Raw genomic sequence first — 19,329 nt, forward strand, 5'->3', positions numbered from 1 at the left:
TATGGTTTATTTTAAACCAAGTTGGTTTTTCGCTCTATAATTTGACGGAGTATCCTTAAATTGTTTCTTAAATAAACTACTAAAATGTTTTGTTGAGAGAAAGCCTATTTCATAACTTATTTCAGAGACATTCAAATCTGAAGTAATTAACAGTTCAGCAGCGTTACGGAGTCGCACTGTTTTTATGAATTCATTTGGTGTAAGACTGGTTAGACTTTTTATTTTTTTAAAAAATGGTGTTCGACTCATTCCTAAATCTTGCACTAAATGATCAATTGTAAAGTTTGAATCCGATATGTTATGTTGAATGACTTGTACGACTTTCTCCAAAAAGTCCTTATCTGGATTCGATCGAGCGAGATCCTTCGGCTCCATAGTTCTTTCTATTTTATATTTGCGGAGCGCAATTTTCCTATTTTCTAATATCGATTTTACCTTTTGAATTAAGGTGTTGATATTAAAAGGTTTAGTGATGTAATCCTCTGCGCCATAATTCAGGCCGTTAATTTGCGTCTCCTCATCTGACAGAGCTGTTAATAAAATAAATGGAATGTGGCTGGTAGAAATATTGTTCTTTATTTTTCGGCAAAATTCGAGCCCTGAAAGCTTTGGCATTAATATATCTGAAAGTATCAGGTCTGGACTATTTTTAATTGCGATTTCAAGCCCCTCTTCTCCATTTTTTGCGGTGATTACTTTAAAAGATTCAGATAGCTCAGTTTCAATAAATATCCTAATTTCGGGTTCATCTTCAACAATTAATATGGTATAATCTCCATACTGTTCAACCGGTTTATTTTTATCTAAATCAGGATTGGTAAAGCTTTCCTTAGGCTTCATTGTTTGTAATGCCTTAGAAGACGCTGTCTTGAAAGACTTTAATTGATCAGTAGTAAAATGGTCATTTCCTACAGGCAGAAATACTGAAAAGATGCTGCCCTTTCCCGGAGTAGAGCGGAATTCTAATTTCCCATGATGCATTTCCACAATCTCATTGGAAAGTGATAATCCTATGCCTGTGCTAATAGTTGGATCTTCATCAAAATCATAAAATCTTTCAAAGATATGGTCTTGTTTCTCCCATAAAATTCCCTTCCCGTTATCTGTGACAGTAAAATAGATCAAATCCATTTTAGTGTCCGTCTGATTAAAAATTCCAGTTTCAATGTTTATGATGCTGTTATCATCTGAGTACTTAATTGCATTTGAAATAAGGTTGGAAATAACTTTTTCCATTTCAACGGGATCTATATAGGAGGGAATTGTATCATTTTTAGAATGAAAATTTATGGAGATTGATTTATCCTCCGCAAGGTCTGTAAAGGTATGGACAATATCTTTTGAAAACTTTCTAAAATCCTTCTCACACATATTTAATTTGGTTTTTTCTAATTTTATTTTTCTATAATCAAACCATTCATTAATTAATTTCGTCAAATTATTGGAATTTCGTTGTATAGATAACAGTTGATTGTAAAACTCATAATTTGGAGGCGTTGCATTGATGATTTTTCCTAATGAACTTATAATCATAGTTAATGGGGTTTTTAACTCATGAGTCAAATTCGTAAAAAATTTGGTCTTAAATTCATTTAATAAAATTTGATTGTTTTTTTCTAAACGCTCAGCTTTAAATGCTTCTTTTAACTTAATTTTCTTAAGTATATAAATGTTTATAAAAATTAAAATTGTTGTGAAAAGAAGGATGAAAATTGATTTAACCCAAATGGTAGCCCACCATGGTGAAGCAACCAAAACTTTGATGGTTTTGATATGTGAATTCCATAGCCCGTCATTATTACTGGCCTTTATCTGAAATTCATAATCTCCTGGGGGTATATTGGTATAAGGTGCCTTTCTTTCCTTATTTGAATTAATCCATTGCTCGTCAACTCCTACTAATCTATATGAGTACTCATTTTTTGCGGCGTTCGTAAAATTTATTCCAGTAAAATGGAATGTAAAGAAATTTTGATCATGCTTTAGTTTTATCTCATCCAGTTGATTAATAGGATGAGGGATAACGGAAGTGTGTTCAACTTTCTTTCTATCGTAGAGATCGAATTCTGTAATTATTATTTTGGGTGGAATCGGATTGATTTTTATTTCATCAGGTTTAAAATAATATACTCCATGAGTGTTTCCAAAATATAATATGCCATTGGAGCTTTTAAGTGCGGCCGCTTCATTAAATTCTAATCCTACGATTCCGTCTTCTTTACCAAAATTTCGAAATTCTCTGGTTTCAATTGCTAATTGGGATAATCCTCTATCGGTTCCCATCCAGAGATGACTAGAGGATTCCAATAAAAGTGAATTCACAACGTTACTCGATAACCCATTTTTAGTTGTATACAATGTTGTTTTATCCTCATCTCGTTTTAAATGATAGAGTCCATTTTTTGAGGCTACCCACAAATTGTTTTCGTCAGATTCTATAATGGAAGTTAGCTGTCTCATAGATAGATCATTAGTGTCTAATTTTTCAACAATAGTATCGTCTATAGGATTGTAGGCGTATAAGCCGGAATAGCTTGCTATCCAAATTATCGCATCATTAGTTTGATAGATACTACTGATTTGTAAGGAATTGATGTAATGTTCTGGTTTAAACTCAGATATTTTATTGGATTTGGAGTTGAATATATAGATGCCTTTATTAGCACTACCGATCCAAATTTTGCCCTCCTTATCTTCTAAAAAACATTTTATTGTTGCATGGTTAAGTCGATTAGGGGAGGAGATGTCAAGTGATTTCAGGGTTTTGTGATCATTAAGTTTAAGAGTTTGACTCCCATGATTTAAAGTACCCAACCATAAACGCTTCTCTTTGTCAAAATGAACGGCATTATTGATTTTTAGATTTTCTGACTCTTCAAAATAAAAATTAAATTGTTTGGATTTAGGATTATATAAATTCATTCCTCCACCATCTAAGGCTAATACAATCCCTCCGTTATTGATTTCAGATATGCCTAAAACAGAATTGCTGCTTAAACCAGTTGCATTTCCTTTTTCATAAGTCCAGTGGTTGAAATGGCTTTTATGAGGATTCGATAATTTTAGTCCTTGATTGACCGTTCCAATCCAGAGAGATTGGTCCTCCGACTTGTAAATAGAGGTAACTGCGCTTAGCGTTATGTCATCACCAAATTCAACGTCGTAAAGTTCTCCAGTTAAGATATCATATTCAAAAAGACCGTAACCATCAGTGCCGAACCAAATTTTTTGATGATCCATTTCGAAAATTGATATTACAGAGTTTAATGATTTAGAATTGCGTAGTGAGTTTTGTTTCTGTATTTTCAAAAGATTTCCAGCGGTTCTCCAAAAATAAATTCCGTTATCTGTTGCCAAAACAACTGTTCCAGAGTTTAAAAGAGTCATCTTGTTAATACTAATGCCAGATAATTCTTTTAATGTATTAGGGATGAAAAACTCTTCATTTTTAAGATGGAAAGTGAGTACTCCTCCAAACTTGTAGCTTATTAGTAACTCGTGCTCGTTAAGGGGGATAATACTAGAAATTGAACTGTAGTTGGGTAAGTTGTACCTGCGAATTTCATCTGGGTCTTTTTGGTACCGAATTAAATCTCCATCTGTTGTTCCCATATAAATAATGTTGGCATCGTCACTAAAAAAGCTAGTAATGAATTTACCTTTTGTTATTTTGGGGATGGGGTTGGAAGAAATTTCACCAGAATGGAAATTATATAAAACAGGGCCATTATTTGTTCCTATCCAAATGTTGTTTTCTTTATCCTGATATAAGGTTCTTATTTCATTATAGCCATAATACTTATTGACTAAAGGGATTTGAATAAAGTTATAGCCATCATATTTATAAAGTCCATTTCTCGTTCCTATCCACATAAAACCTTCTGAATCTTGAATGGTGCAGGTAATATAATTTTGAGTTAGTCCTTGTTCCAGATTTAAAGAAGATAATGTGATATTCTGGTTTATTTGAAAACCGAAGAGTACATGACAGATAAACAGGAAAAGGATAAAAATTTGATTTTTGATGATCATAATTTGTTTTCCATTATTGAGAAACAGACAAAACGGATATGGTTAAGCTCCAAAATCGAAGTTACATAAAAAATGTGGTCAAATTAGTTATTAAATCCATTAAAGAATTCCTTTTGAAAATTCATTGGTTAAAAAGCTCTTTAAGAGGAGATGACAAGAACTAGGGTTGGCCTACTATAGTATATCTTTAAAAAGAAGTCCTTTATCTCAAAGCCTGGTACACGTAGGTTTGGGAATAATTCAGTTAACTAAATGCTGTAAATAGCCCTATAAATTATAACCGGAATTTATCATTTGGTTTATTTTTGAATATATCAATAAATTCATGTTAAAGATTAAAACGGACGATAATGGGTGTTAAAAGTCAAATTTTGTCCTATTCTGGTATAATTTCACCCTTGAGTCAGTCAACTATTGTGATTGGTTTCAGTGTTTCATGTATAAATTTGTAAGGCGTCTAAATGAAGTTTTGCTTTGATTGAGAATAGAGTTTAACAATTACAAAAAATTAACCATTAAACACTTAAATGTATGAAATTACAATTACGGAAGAGAACCACTTCCAATATAAAAGGGTTACGTAATCTCATAATGTTGACGGTTGTCTTATCAAGCGTTAATTTTGCGTTAGGTAATTTAAATGTCACTGAAACGGTTTTTGACAGTTCCACTAAAATAGGTCAGCAGTTGTTGAAAGTACAAGGGAGGGTTTATGATTCTAATGAACCGCCTATGGCAATAGCTTTTGTTACTGTTGCCGTAAAAAACACAAACAAAGGAGTGATCACGGATGACAATGGTTACTTTACCATTGAGGTGGAAAGAGGCGATATTCTTCGATTTTCTTCTGTTGGATATAGTTCCCAAGAGTTTAAAGTTGAGAAAGCTTATCCAGATTTGATAATCTCTTTAAAAGAAGATATTGCAAAATTAGATGAATTAGTAATTACCGGTTACGGGGAAGAACGTAAGATGAATATGATCAGTTCTATCTCCACTTTGGATGTAGCCAAAAATGTGGCCAATAAACCTATTACCTCTATGTCTCAAGCATTGCAGGGTGGTGTAACTGGATTAACGGTCACTCAAAGTACAGGTTTGCCCGGGGGCGATGCTGCATCTATAAAAATTAGAGGTATTTCAACCTTGGGCCATTCTGATCCCTTGGTTTTGGTAGATGGCATTCCCATGGATATGAATGATTTGGATCCCAATACCATTGAAAGTGTTACCGTATTAAAGGATGCTTCGGCCGCGGCAATTTACGGCGCAAGGGCGGCTAATGGTGTTATTATAATCAAGACTCAACGTGGAAAAACTGGCCAGGTTAGCGTAAGTTATAATGCTTATGTAGGGATACAAAATGCAACCTACCTCCCTGATTTTATGGATGGTGGAGACTATATGGAAATGGTCAATACTGCCTATATAAATAATGGGGGAAATGGGATATATAATCAAGAAACCATTGACATTACCCGTAATAAATCTGATATATTTAACTATCCTAATACCAACTGGTTAGATGAAACTTGGATAAAGAATCCTTTGATGACCAGTCATTCGGTAGGTGTTCAGGGGGGGAATAATATTGCTCGATTTGCACTTACAGTTAACTATCTTGATCAAGAAGGATTCATTGAAAATGTCGGATTTGAACGGGTTAATATACGTGCCAATACGACCATAACTCTTACAGACAATGTAACTGTAAACATGGATTTTAATGCCATCCGTAAAGATCAAATGGAAACCAATATCCGAGATGGAGAAACCGACTATGTATTAAACTATATTTATAGAGCTCCTCCAAATCTAGTTCCAAAATATCCTAGTAAGGATGGAATCGATTTTTACGGGATTTTCTTTGAAATGAGAAATCCCAAGGCTATGTTGGAAAGAGGTGGTTTTACGCAGAGGCTAGATGATAATATGAGCATTAATCTTCAGCCAAAATGGGAAATTTTACCAAATTTGAACCTTAACGGGCAATATAGCTATAGAATAAATAGCGACGCAATGAAGCAGTCAAGAGATGCTTATAACTTTTTTGAATATGAAACCGGGGTTCTCAACTATACTTGGGACAATGTACGGTCATCCTCAACCGGAAGGTCCAGCTATTATTTTCTTGGTGCCAATGTGGATTACACTTATGTTAATGATAAACACCGTTTATTCCTATTAGGCGGATACAATCAAGAGCTTACCAATGCAGGCAATTGGGACCAGTGGGCAATGCGTTCTTATTTTGGAAAGGCTAATTATACTTATAATAATAAATATTTAGCAGAAGTTACTTTTAGGGCTGATGGTTCTTCCAGATTTGGACAAGATAATAAAAATGGATATTTTCCTTCTTTTGGTCTCGGATGGAATATGCACGAGGAATCATTTCTAAATGAATATTCTTGGTTGGATAACTTGAAATTACGTGTTTCTTACGGACAATTAGGGAATGAAAACATTGGATTGTATCAATATCAAAACCTCGTATCCGCAGGGAACGGCGTGGAAACTGTTTTTGGAAATCCCAATATTACTTGGGAAACTGTTAATATGCTCAACTACGGCTTTGATCTGGCAATATTTGATGATTTTACTTTAAATTTTGATGTCTATGATAAGTTAACCAAAGACATAATTTTGTCTCCACCAACATCACTTATAGGCGGTACGACCTCTGCGAAAATTAATGCCGGAGAGGTAAGAAACCGCGGTTTTGAATTAAGCGTTAACTACAGTAGGAATTTTGAAGATGCATATTTTGCAGTGCATGGTGGTATATCGCGAAATAAAAATGTTGTTGAGAAATTGCCTGGTGGTCCTTATATTAACGGTTCATCAATTCATAAGGTGGGTTACGCCTTAGGTTCAAACTATAGATTTTTAACAGATGGTTTGTTGCAAGAATCAGATTTTACGACTAACGCCACTGGAGAACTCATTCCAAAAGAAGGTGTAACGTTGTGGGGAGATCAGAAACCTGGAGATATCAAGTTTATTGATGTTAATGGCGACGGTAATTTTGATAACAATGATAGAGTTATCACCGGTGATGGACAACCAGACTTTAATTATTTCACGAATTTTTCAGCTGGATATAAAAATTGGGATTTCGAGCTATTACTTCAAGGGGTTCAAGGGGTAAATGCTGCTTATTCTGGAGCACATGCAATTCCTTTAAATTTGAATGGTGATTCAGGAAGTACACCACAAAAGTTTCATTCTGATTATTGGACTCCTAGTAATCCTAATGCTTACTATCCTCGACCAACCCCAGAACCAGGGAACAATTTACAGCCATCCGACTATTGGAATTTTGATGCTTCTTATTTACGAGTCAAATATATACAGTTGGGCTATACATTTAAAGAAGGTCTTTTGAGTCCGGTTGGGATTAAATCAGGCAGGATTTATGTTAACGCTCAAAATCCTTTCACCTTCACTTCTCAAAAAGTCACTGATCCTGAAAATTTAGGTGGCAGTAGCACTTATCCATTGATCAAAGTGCTGACACTTGGTATTAATGCAAAGTTTTAAATGGATATTAATTTGGATATAAAGAAAAACATAAATAAGATGAAACAAATAGGCTATATATTACTAATAATTTTATGTACTGGTTGCTCAGATGATTTTTTAACGCGGGATCACCCAACGGGAATAACCGATCAGGATTTTTGGAAAACAACTAATGATGCGGTTAATGCTCTCAATAGTTGTTATGGAGGACTTCCTCATGGGGGGTATCATTATACAGAACCATACGTTTCCAATGTCGCACTGGAAGGAATGACTGATAACATGTATCATTCAGGAAACTATTTAGGAGATGCTAAAACAATCGGGACGGGCACAAACAATCCTTTGCTTAATTTCCCTGAGGATATGTGGCGTGCCTATTATCAATACATAAGAAGATGCAGCAGGTTTATTGAAAATATCGATAAACCGTATTTTACGGATGAAGGTGAAAGACAAAGAATGATTGGTGAGGCTCATATTTTAAGAGCTTATTATCACCTGCAGCTTTTCTTTTATTTTGGAGGTAATGAGGGCATCCCGATTGTTGATCATTCTTTAAATCCTGACGAAATCTTTATGGCGAGAGCCACTAAGGAAGAAAGCGTTGATTTTATATTAGCGGAATTGGATAAGGCCATCAGTATACAAGCCTTGCCTAATAAATATAATGAAGATAAAAGTTGGAGAATGTCAAAAGCGGTAGCATATTCTTTAAAGGCTATAGTCGCTTTACAAGCAAAGCGCTATGAGGTGGCTCGAGAGTCATCATTGAAGATTATAGAAATGCAGCAATTTAGTCTTTTTCATACCTCAGATCCAGAGCAATTGCACTACAGAGATCTATTTAGATATATTGGAAAAATTAATAATGAGCGCATCATGTACACCAGAAATGGATTTACAGAATCTTGGTTTAGATCCATGCCAAAATCAATGGGAGGGCAAGGTGCCTCAAATCCAACGGCATCCATCGTGAATGCTTATGAAACATTAGAAGGAAAAACAATTGACGAGTATGGTTCAGACAGGGAGGAGTTTATTAAAAATCCCGATTTTATGAAAAGAGATCCAAGGCTTGACGCTACTATATGGTTACCTGGAAAGAGTTTCACCGGACATGTTCTCACGCCTTTTGACTCTAATAGTGATGACGCTATTTCTGTAAGTGGTGCTTCTAAGACCGGATTTGCATTAACTAAGTTTATTGACCCAGAAGATGTGAATAAACCTTACAGTGGCAGTTTGGATTATATGATTATTAGATATGCAGAGATACTCTTGATTTACGTTGAATCTTTGATTGAAAGTGGTGATTATAACAACCCTGATGTCATATTTTACCTCAATAAAATTAGAAATCGTGCGGGTATGCCCAATGTAGATGAGACAGTTTATAATTCTCAAGAAAAAGTAAGAGAATTACTAAGACGTGAACGTCGCGTGGAATTGGCATTTGAAGGACAGCGTTATTTTGATTTAAGGAGATGGGGAATTGCGAAAGAACAAATGCCAGGGGTATTAGAAGGTGCTTATGACCCTATAAATAAAAAGCCTGTTGTAATTGAAACAAGGGTGTATTCTTCTCCTAAAAATGATTACCTCCCAATTCCACAACGTGAGTTAGACGCCAATGAAAATATGGAACAAAATGCGGGATGGTAATTCATCGACTTATCAATGTGGTTAATAAAGAAGATGAATATTTATAATATGACTCGAGATTTTATTATGAATTTAAGAATAATTATGATTTACTTTTTTTGTTTTTTGTTAAGTTTTGGATGTTCGAAAGAAAAAGACGACAAAGAAGATGTCGTTGAGAAACACGAAGTAATAGCCCCGGAACCTTATAACTCAAATCGTCTCTTTATTAAGCATGGGCTACAATTACACTGTTGGGTAGGTAGTGAAGAATTGGATGTGGAAAGGGTTGATGCAGCATATTACAAAATTAATACTAACGATTGGAAGACGAGCGGATTTAAGGGAGCTACGTTTTTTACAGCACCAGTCTTATTTAATAAAAGCTTTGTTTTAAAGGATTTTCCAAATACGCAATGGTCGATGGCTAAAGCGCCCTATGGAAAGCACTTGACCTCTGGACCTTCCGGTGTCGATTGGGAGAATGGGTTTCTTGTGGAAGATCAATTAAAAGCCTTACCAAGATTGACGAGTGTGTGTTTTGGTGATGAGGAGGATTACACTCCCAATCTGGTAAAATGGACTCGAGATTGGTTTGGTGTGGCACGTAAGCATTATCCGGATGTAATTTTGCATAATAATCAAACGGGATATGGAGGCCAATGGAGCATTGATCAAATGAGAGGCTATATTAAAACTGCCAAGCCTGATTTGTTAACCTATGATGCATACTACTTTTTACCTATAGGGGACCAAATTGATTACTATAGGGGTGCGAAGGCCATGGCCGAAGATCTCATGTTATACAGAGGCTTGGCATTAGAAGGACATGATGGAACAGGGCGCGAGCCCCTTGCATTTGGACAATACACACAAGGGTATAAACAGAATGGCAATTATGATATCTCAGAGTCAGAGCTACGGCTATACTATTCTATGACTTGGACTTTTGGTGGAAAATGGTTGAACTGGTTTCGATGGTTGCAAGGCAATGACGTTAATGGCAATACTGAGCCTACCAGCTGGGCAATGCTTTTGGAAAATGGAATGCCTGGACAACATACTAAATATATGGAGTGGACTGCTAAGGCCAATAAAGAGACCTCTGCAATAGGTGATCATTTGGTAAGATTGCAAACCAAAAATGTAACGTTTAAAAGCGGTAGTGCAGATTTATCAAATGGCAGACCAGAAAATGTTTATGCATGGCAACCTAACAATGGCCAGTTTTTGGAAAGCTTGGAAAATACATGTAATAAGGATGACTATATTGGAAAGTCTGGCGATCTGTATATTGGAAGCTTTGAAATAATACCTAGTCACAAAAACGGTGATCCTCAATTCTTTGATTCTCCGGACGCAAACTACCTTATGATAACTAACGCATTAACCAGTAATGATAACGAACACGCTTCAGAATTATCCCAGATAGTAAGATTTTCACTTAAAAAAGATGTTACGACAGATAAAACGCTCTATATAATTAAAAAAAGTGATGGGTCTGAACATCTTTTAAATGGAGAGCCTGCAGACGATCGAGTATATTATGAAGTGGAAATCGATGGTGGCGACTATGCTTTTTTTGTACTCAAATAGTGATGGTCATTATTTTTTATTCCAAATATTAATTTTATGATAATGAGCATATATTGGCTGAATTAGAAAGGTCAATACCAGTTCCTTTTTTTCGATAATTCTAAAACTTTTGGTCTGTTTTGTTTTCAATGACTGAAAAGATTAATCAAATTCAACTATGACAAAATTAAAGTTTTACCTAATGTTCATATTAGTCATGAGCTTTTATGCCTGTGGTCTTCAAACGCCATCAACGACTGTTGCTCCACCAGAGCCAGTTTTACCGATCCCTACGACCCAGCAGATGGAATGGCAAGAAATGGAGTTTTACGGCTTTATCCATTTTAGTATCAATACTTTTACAGATGAGGAATGGAGCTATGGCGATTCATCTCCAGAACTTTTTAATCCGTCTGAATTGGATGCGCGTCAATGGGCAAGAATAGCCAAGGAAGCAGGTATGAAAGGGTTGATCTTAACCAATAAACACCATGACGGGTTCTGTCTATGGCCTTCAAAATACACAGAATATTCCGTAAAGAATTCTCCCTGGAAAAATGGAAAAGGGGATGTCGTAAAGGAATTAGCGGAGGCCTGTAGAGAATACGGACTCAAAATGGGCATTTATTTATCGCCGTGGGATAGAAACCATGCCGACTATGGAAAGCCAAAATATATTGATTATTTTAGAAATCAGCTCACGGAAGTACTTACCAATTACGGCGATATTTTTGAGGTCTGGTTTGATGGTGCCAATGGCGGCGATGGCTATTATGGAGGCGCAAAAGAAGTCCGTACCGTAGATAAGAAAAGTTATTACGATTGGGACAACACTATCGCACTTATCCGGAAACTTCAACCTAATGCTATTCTTTTCAGTGATGCAGGTCCAGATGTTCGCTGGGTAGGTAATGAACACGGATATTCATATAAAACCACATGGTCGCCATTGTTGAAAGATTCAGTTTATGGGGGAATGTTGGACTACAATGAAAAATATTCAATGGGACAAGAAAACGGTACCCATTGGGTGCCTGCAGAGTCGGATGTTTCCATTCGTCCGGGTTGGTATTATCACGCCTCTGAAGACAACAAAGTCAAAACTCTTGAAGAATTGTTGAATATTTATTATAAATCAATTGGCCGAAATAGCACCTTACTACTTAACCTACCAGTAGATCGAAGAGGTCTGGTTCATGAAAATGACGAAAAGCAATTGAAAAAGTTAACGGCGCAGTTGAAGCAAGACTTTGCAAATAACTTAGCATTAAATACTAAAACATCTGCATCGCAAGTGCGCGGAAATGCTTCAACTTATCAATCTGGAAGGGCTGTTGATGGAGATAAAAATACTTATTGGGCTACCGATGATGGCGTAATAGCAGCGTCCATCACTCTTGACTTTGAAACACCAACCCTCGTTAATCGGTTTTTGGTGCAAGAGTATATCCCCTTAGGACAACGCGTAAAACAATTCTCTTTGGAGGCTGAGATTGATGGCCGTTGGCAAACAATTGATCATCAAACCACCATTGGTTACAAGCGCATTCTAAGGTTTGATGACATCATGGCCACAAGGATCAGATTAAATATTGAAGATGCCAAAGCAAATCCGCTTATTTCCAACATTGAGGTTTACCATGCGCCGTTAATCGTCGATGTTCCGTATGTAATAAGAGACAAACAGGGCAGGGTGAGTTTAATAGCTCCGGCAGAAGGATTGGATATGTATTATACCTTAGATGGAAATGGTCCAACAACGGGGTCATCTAAATATTACCAGCCGCTAATGAGTACAAATCCTGTCGTTCTAAAAACTTTTTCAATTGATCCAGAAACGCAACGTCAGAGTGAAGTTATTACCAAGCATTTTGATATCAGTAAAAATCTTTGGAAAATAACAACCCAGAATGGTGTGCCATTACCAGAAACAGCTATTGATGAAAATCCGCTGAGCGACTGGGAAACAAATAAACAGGAATTAGTTGATTATAAAATTGATTTAGGTGAAATCATCACAATAAATGGATTTACATATACGCCCACTCAAGGGCGGTGGGTTTCAGGATTGATCAGCCACTATAGCTTTTATGGTAGTACTGATGGTGAAAATTGGAAAAAAATAGCCAAAGGAGAATTTTCAAACATTGCCGCAAATCCTGTACAGCAAACCATAAAATTTGACAAACCGGTGTCACTTAAATACATTAGATTAATCGCAGATAAAGTAATTGGTGCACAAAATCAGGTACGTATAGCGGAGATTGGCGTTATTACAGAATAAATTAAATTAACTAAATTAAAAAAATCATGAAGTTTTCAATATCGTTAATAGTGTGCCTATTACTTTTTACCTGTCACAATCCAAACAAAACCCATCAAAATACCACTAGTCAGTATCATATTATTCCAAAACCCGTCTCTTTAAAAATGCAAGATGGACAATTCGTAATAGATTCGAACACCAGCATATCTAGGGGCACAGACTTAGAAAATGAAGGTCAATATCTTGCTGATATGCTGAGTCATATTACGGGTAAGTCTATTGATTTTAATACGGATACGACTGGAAACATCCAATTAAAGTTAGATGATGCTATTGAAAATAAAGAAGGTTATGAACTCTCTGTAACGTATGATGCGATTATCATTTCAGGAAAAAACGCCACTGGTGTATTCTATGGCATTCAAACCTTACGGCAATTAATGCCGGCGTCCATTGAGTCAGAATCTAAACAAATCACCACCGTCAGTATTCCAGCAGTGCATATTAAAGATCATCCTCGTTTTGTCTATCGAGGAATGCATTTGGATGTCGCAAGACATTTTTTTCCTGTAGAATTTATTAAAAAGTATATTGATTTATTGGCGTTACACAAAATGAATACGTTTCATTGGCACTTAACTGAAGATCAAGGATGGAGAATTGAAATTAAAAAATACCCCAAGCTCACTGAGGTCGGATCAAAAAGATATGGTACCCTCATAGGTCACCATCCTGGAACCGGAAATGACGAAACTGAATATGGTGGTTTTTACACGCAAGAAGAAGTAAAGGATATTGTAAAATATGCTACGGAAAGGCACATTAATGTCATTCCAGAAATTGAATTGCCAGGTCATGGAAGTGCTGCTATAGCGGCTTACCCTCACTTAAGTTGTTTTCCTGATGAACCAACTATTGTATTCGATAATATGGGATCCAAGGCTGGAAAAGAGGTTCAACGCAGCGGAACACCCAAGATAGTGCAAGAAACGTGGGGCGTATTTGATGATGTGTTTTGTGCAGGAAATGAAGAAACTTTTCAGTTTTTGGAGGATGTTTTTGCTGAAGTTATTCCATTGTTTCCTTCTGAATATATTCATATTGGTGGTGATGAATGTCCAAAATCCAATTGGGAAAGATGCTCTCCTTGTCAAAAAAGAATGAAAGACAATGGATTGGTCGATGAGCATGAGCTGCAAAGTTATTTTATTCACCGAATCGAAAGATTTTTAAATGCAAATGGCAAAAAAATAATTGGATGGGATGAAATTTTGGAAGGAGGGTTGGCGCCCAACGCAACAGTGATGTCTTGGAGAGGTGAAGAAGGTGGCATTGCTGCGGCCAAACAAAACCATGATGTAATTATGACCCCAGGTCATTCTTGCTATTTTGATCATTATCAGACAGCGGACAACATGAGCGAACCCTTGGCCATTGGAGGAAAGACAACCGTTGCTGATGTGTATGCCTATGAGCCCTACCCCGATGAATTGACTGGAGAGGCCCGTAACTATATTCTTGGCGCGCAAGCTAATGTATGGACAGAATATATGAAAACATCAGACCAGGTGGAATATATGATTTTACCGCGAATGACCGCCTTATCTGAAGTTGTTTGGGCTCCCATTGAAAACAGGGATTGGGCGGATTTTCGAGTACGTTTAAATAGTTTAAAAGAACGCTATGAAACAATGGGATTGAATTATGCCAAACATGTTTTTAAAATAAAAATCGATTCTCTCGAAAATGTACAATAATGGAAGATGTTTTTTAATATTTTCCTTTTCAGTTTTGTATATGTCCAGGCCGATTTTGGATCATCGAAAAAGATAAAAAGTGGCTTTATTGCCATATGAGAAAGAGCTCGGGATTATCCTGATGCTCTTTCCTTAAAAAATCGATTTGAACCTATTACGAAGTATAATATTTTTAAAACAAAAGGATACTCGTTGGGGTGGCAGTGAATTGGGAACGGTTCCATGCCCATCTTGGGGTTGTTTTTAACCATCCCTCTTGGTGTTGATAATGCCGGTGAAAAGGAAGGTTTTAAGCTGATAAAACATGGTTTTACTTAACGAGAAATCTATGTGCCAGCCGTGAGGGATACGCCTTTACACGGTTATAATGGTCGTCACATATGGTTATGGGAGCCAGATGATGATGAATCATATTATTCCATTGGAAAACTTGATGGAAATGTATAAAAATAGTGTAGGACATAATTCTACTTTTATTTTGAGAATTACCCTGGATATTCAGGGTTTGGTGCCTGGACCCGATGCAAAACGGATGATGGAATTTGGTGAAGAAATCTATCGTCAATATGGTTATCCTATAGCCCAAATTTCAGGAGAGGGCAAAGTAGTAAATTTAGAATTAGAAAATCCGCAAAAAGTAAATCAAGATGTCCTTCAAGAAGATATTATCAAAGGCGAACGGGTAAGAGAATTTAAAATTCAAGGTAAAGTTAATGAGAAATGGATTAATCTTTATGAAGATACTTCCATTGACCCTAAGCATATTGGCCAATTTGAAAATTGGAAGGTAAGTCCTTTAAAAGTTAAGATAACGAAATCGGTTTAGGATCCGATTTTAACGAATTTCGCTATTTATTAAGTGTCTCTTTTTCTCAGAACCAAAACTTCTTTATGAAATGAAAATTTTTAATATGCTTAATTTAAAACAAAGCTTATTCTGCTTTGTTAGTAGCTTTGTTCTTATTTTTCTTGTAGAAAAAAAGAAGCACATTTTATTATGTTTCTCCAGAAGATCAAATTCAGAAGAACGAAACAGGGGATCTAAGAGAACCAATAGATTCTGTAAAATGATTCTCAGCGTGTAATACGACGAGGTTATTCAGACGTCTCATGTAAATTTTTAATATATATATTATGATTAAAAAAGTTAGAAGAAAATTGTTTGTATGCCTAATGGGCAGTTTGTTCTTGTGTATAGGGTCATTGCAAGCACAGGAAAATTATAAACCAACTTGGGAGTCGTTGGATTCCCGGCCAGTGCCTGATTGGTTTCATGATGCAAAATTTGGGATTTTTATTCATTGGGGTCCATATTCGGTACCTGCGTGGTCTCCAAAAGGTACTTATTCAGAATGGTATCAATATTGGTTGCAGGATGAAACGCTCTTTGGAAATGGTGATTTTACAGGGAAAGAAATTGTTGATTTCCACAATGAAACCTATGGGGAAGATTATAGTTACTACGATTTCGGGAAAGAGTTTAAAGCTGATTTATTTGAACCGGACCAGTGGGCGTCCTTGTTTAAAGAATCGGGGGCACGTTATGTGATATTGACGTCTAAACATCACGATGGCTTTGCGCTGTGGCCAAGCGAAGAAGCCAATGATCGTGGATTTCCTTGGAACAGTAAAGAAGTGGGGGCAAGAAAAGATCTATTAGGCGAATTATCAGAATCGGTAAAATCAGCTGGTTTAAAAATGGGCTATTATTATTCATTGTATGAATGGTATCATCCGTGGTGGCAAAATGATAAAGAACGCTTTGTAAACGAACATTTTTTACCACAGATTAAGGATCTTGTGAAAACCTATAAACCCGATGTTTTATGGGGCGATGGCGAGTGGGATATAACCTCGGATGATTGGAAGTCAAAACAGTTTTTAGCGTGGCTTTTTAACGAATCTGAAGTAAAAAAATCGATTGTGATCAATGATCGGTGGGGCAAAGAGACCCGAAAGAACCACGGCGGTTATTTTACCACAGAATACGAAGCTGAGGCACCGGAATTTGATCGTCCTTGGGAAGAAACCCGTGGGATGGGATTTTCGTTTGGCTATAACCAAAACGAAGATAGTGGAGATTATAATTCACCACAAGCTTTAATACTCATGTTGGTAAATGTGGTGTCTACGGGCGGGAACCTCTTGCTGGATGTCGGTCCGGATGCCCGAGGAAATATACCACCCATAATGCAGGAGCGCCTCTTGCAAATGGGGAAATGGTTAAAGGTGAATGATGAAGCTATTTATGGTACCAGGCCGTGGAAAGAGTCTTTCCAATGGTCTAAAGGTGAGAAGAAGGTTAAGGCTGATGTTCATTACCTGGGGGGTGACTTTATTTTAAAACAAACCTTGAATCCCCACCTAGGCCAAGCAGTTAAGGAATTCTTTTTTACGCAAAACGAATATTCTTATTTCGCAATAGTTCCCAAATGGCCGGGTAAAGAAATGAGAATCAAAGATTTTCAACCAAAAGACAACGCCAGAATAACTTTATTAGCAACAGACCAAAATTTAAAATGGAATCAGGAAGGGAATGATATTGTGGTGGAATTACCAGATTATGATCCGAATAATTTTAAACCTGAAGAGGAGTTTGCCTATGCATTTAAAATTTCGAAATATTAGGAGAAGATACTTATACCTATGAAATTTTAGTATACCATGATCAGCTTCTGGACGTAATAAACTTTATTTCAAATTCACAAGATCAAACATTGGTAATACATCACATGGTTATGCCCGGTCTAAAAATTAATTATAACTCAGTACGATATAAGGATTTATCAAAAAAAAGCTAATTGCGTTGTGTTTTCGGATTCAACCTTAATACTAAGTTTTTTCTTGAAACGAATAAGCAATTAGACTTGCGACTAAATTTATAATAAAGTTGCCAAAACTTTTATTTCTGGAATGTTCAACTTGGCCTATTTTCTTTAATTGGTAATTAATGTTTTCTATAACCGAGTATTTTCTGAACAAAATTTTATCCCTTATGGTCATCAATATATTTTCATGTTATACGTGATATCGGTTACCATGCGCTGTCTCTGGTCGAACAACAGGGCTGTAAGTTGCTTCTTCTATAATGTAGGGTCAAACAATAGATAAAATCATCTTTGAAACAAAAAATATCAGTAATTTTATTTTTAGAGATCTTAAGCGAAAAGTTATATAATGCGCTGGATTTTTTGTGTTTAATGTATTAAGAATTATGCTTTTTCTATACTAAAAAATTACTTTTCTTACGTCCAACTCAGGTAAATAACAACAATAGTCCATTCATAAATAATTAGATGTTAATAACAAAAAAAGAAACTAAAAAGAGGAGAAATATAATCAAAAAACTGATGAGTACCCAAAAGATGGTATATTTTGAACTATCATCTTCTAAGTGTTTGCTTTAGAAAAGCTTATAGTCTTCCATCGATCCAATAAGCTTGAATGTATAGAAACCAACAGAATTTCGCACTTTTCAGCGAAGAGAGAGGTAAACGTGACATAACCGTAATTTAAATACTGTTTACTGATGCTAATTTAGAAAGAACAGTTTAAAAACTTGATTTAAAATGATTAAGGAGTTGTAACCCAACCCAGGTGAGACCACACCAGTAAACACAAGCCATTCAAGAAATTGAGTGGCTTTTGTTTTTTACACCTGTACAACATCTGTACAACAATTTGTCTTCTTTTGTTTTCATTTATTCTTATCTTTAAAGTATGGAACGATTAGGGGAGATATTTGCCACTTGGTTGTATCAAAGTAGAAGGGAACTGAAACTATTATGGTTAAAGCATGGCACTTTAACTACCAACAAACTTTCTTTCTTGGTAATCTGCATTTTCGGCATCCTGCCGCTGACCTGTTATTTTTTAATTTCAAGTATCAATTACTCGATAGCACAAATTGTAGCAAGCTACATTTTCGTTTCGCTATTATTCTGTTTGTCCTTATTGCTTGTGATTACTTGGTTCAAGTCCGAGGAACTATTTAAGAATAATGTTCAGGGTTTTTCTTTCTTGCTGTTGTCCCCGTCCAGAATCGATACCGTCTTTTTTGGTTTTGACAGTAAGGATGTAGAAAACCTTCTTCGGTTGATAAATGGTTTACCTGCTGAGCAAAAGATTGTCATCAGGGAAACCCCTAAGAACAAACAGACCGGAAACATTCGGTTTTTATTTACTTTTTTGGATCTCATTGTTCGTGGTGGCATCTTTAGGATGGATACGAAACCCAAGGAGGCATTAAATATGCTTATCTCCGAACGTTTTACCTTTCAAAATTCCGAAATCAACTCAGGTACACTGCCTTCAAGTTACTCCAAATGGTGCGCTGCTACCCATGATGGTACTTATGATGACGTGCGAAAGGACGTCTCAAAAGCCTTAGGTATTACTTAACATTTACACAACTCCACTTTTTATAAAGAAAACTTAGGGCAATCTTAAAGCAATCGTTATTTCCCTATTGTTTTTACTGCATCTATCGTCATATGTTTGCCCTGTACAATCAAAGTAAAGGGCCTTTTA

Annotated in this window: 9 protein-coding genes and 1 pseudogene; 8 read left to right on the forward strand and 2 right to left on the reverse strand. The window is 36.1% G+C overall.

Annotated elements, in window-relative coordinates; all coding sequences use genetic code 11:
• Positions 1-6: 6 nt before the first annotated feature.
• Positions 7-4,032, reverse strand: a complete 4,026-nt coding sequence (locus G525_RS0110635) for a hybrid sensor histidine kinase/response regulator transcription factor (RefSeq protein WP_027126162.1) — start codon at positions 4,030-4,032, stop codon at positions 7-9.
• A gap of 531 nt (positions 4,033-4,563) precedes the next feature.
• On the opposite strand from G525_RS0110635, the gene G525_RS0110645 reads away from it, so the two are divergent.
• The 7 genes from G525_RS0110645 to G525_RS0110680 all read left to right on the forward strand — a co-directional run bounded on the left by G525_RS0110645 (position 4,564) and on the right by G525_RS0110680 (position 17,427).
• A complete protein-coding gene (locus G525_RS0110645; RefSeq protein WP_027126163.1) occupies positions 4,564-7,575 on the forward strand; it encodes a SusC/RagA family TonB-linked outer membrane protein in 3,012 nt (1,003 codons plus the stop codon).
• 39 nt (positions 7,576-7,614) lie between these two features.
• Entirely contained in the window at positions 7,615-9,222 is a 1,608-nt protein-coding gene (locus G525_RS0110650; protein ID WP_027126164.1) for a RagB/SusD family nutrient uptake outer membrane protein, read from the forward strand.
• A gap of 84 nt (positions 9,223-9,306) precedes the next feature.
• On the forward strand, positions 9,307-10,797 hold the full coding sequence (locus G525_RS0110655) for a hypothetical protein (RefSeq protein WP_157491921.1): 1,491 nt from the start codon (positions 9,307-9,309) through the stop codon (positions 10,795-10,797).
• A 181-nt stretch (positions 10,798-10,978) separates the two neighbouring features.
• On the forward strand, positions 10,979-13,060 hold the full coding sequence (locus tag G525_RS0110660) for an alpha-L-fucosidase (RefSeq protein WP_245577773.1): 2,082 nt from the start codon (positions 10,979-10,981) through the stop codon (positions 13,058-13,060).
• 26 nt (positions 13,061-13,086) lie between these two features.
• Complete coding sequence (locus G525_RS20725) at positions 13,087-14,799, forward strand: beta-N-acetylhexosaminidase (RefSeq protein WP_035479487.1); 1,713 nt, start codon at positions 13,087-13,089, stop codon at positions 14,797-14,799.
• Between the two features lie 367 nt (positions 14,800-15,166).
• A complete protein-coding gene (locus tag G525_RS21730) occupies positions 15,167-15,625 on the forward strand; it encodes a hypothetical protein (RefSeq protein ID WP_027126167.1) in 459 nt (152 codons plus the stop codon).
• A gap of 308 nt (positions 15,626-15,933) precedes the next feature.
• Positions 15,934-17,427, forward strand: a complete 1,494-nt coding sequence (locus tag G525_RS0110680) for an alpha-L-fucosidase (RefSeq protein WP_027126168.1) — start codon at positions 15,934-15,936, stop codon at positions 17,425-17,427.
• 158 nt (positions 17,428-17,585) lie between these two features.
• Here the strand turns inward: G525_RS0110680 and G525_RS22890 are convergent.
• Positions 17,586-17,879, reverse strand: a pseudogene (locus tag G525_RS22890) (transposase); the annotation flags it as partial.
• Between the two features lie 640 nt (positions 17,880-18,519).
• On the opposite strand from G525_RS22890, the gene G525_RS0110685 reads away from it, so the two are divergent.
• Entirely contained in the window at positions 18,520-19,200 is a 681-nt protein-coding gene (locus G525_RS0110685) for a hypothetical protein (protein ID WP_027126169.1), read from the forward strand.
• Positions 19,201-19,329: the final 129 nt, after the last annotated feature.

Origin of the sequence: Gelidibacter mesophilus DSM 14095, assembly GCF_000423005.1 — a bacterium.
GTDB classification, from domain to species: Bacteria; Bacteroidota; Bacteroidia; order Flavobacteriales; family Flavobacteriaceae; genus Gelidibacter; species Gelidibacter mesophilus.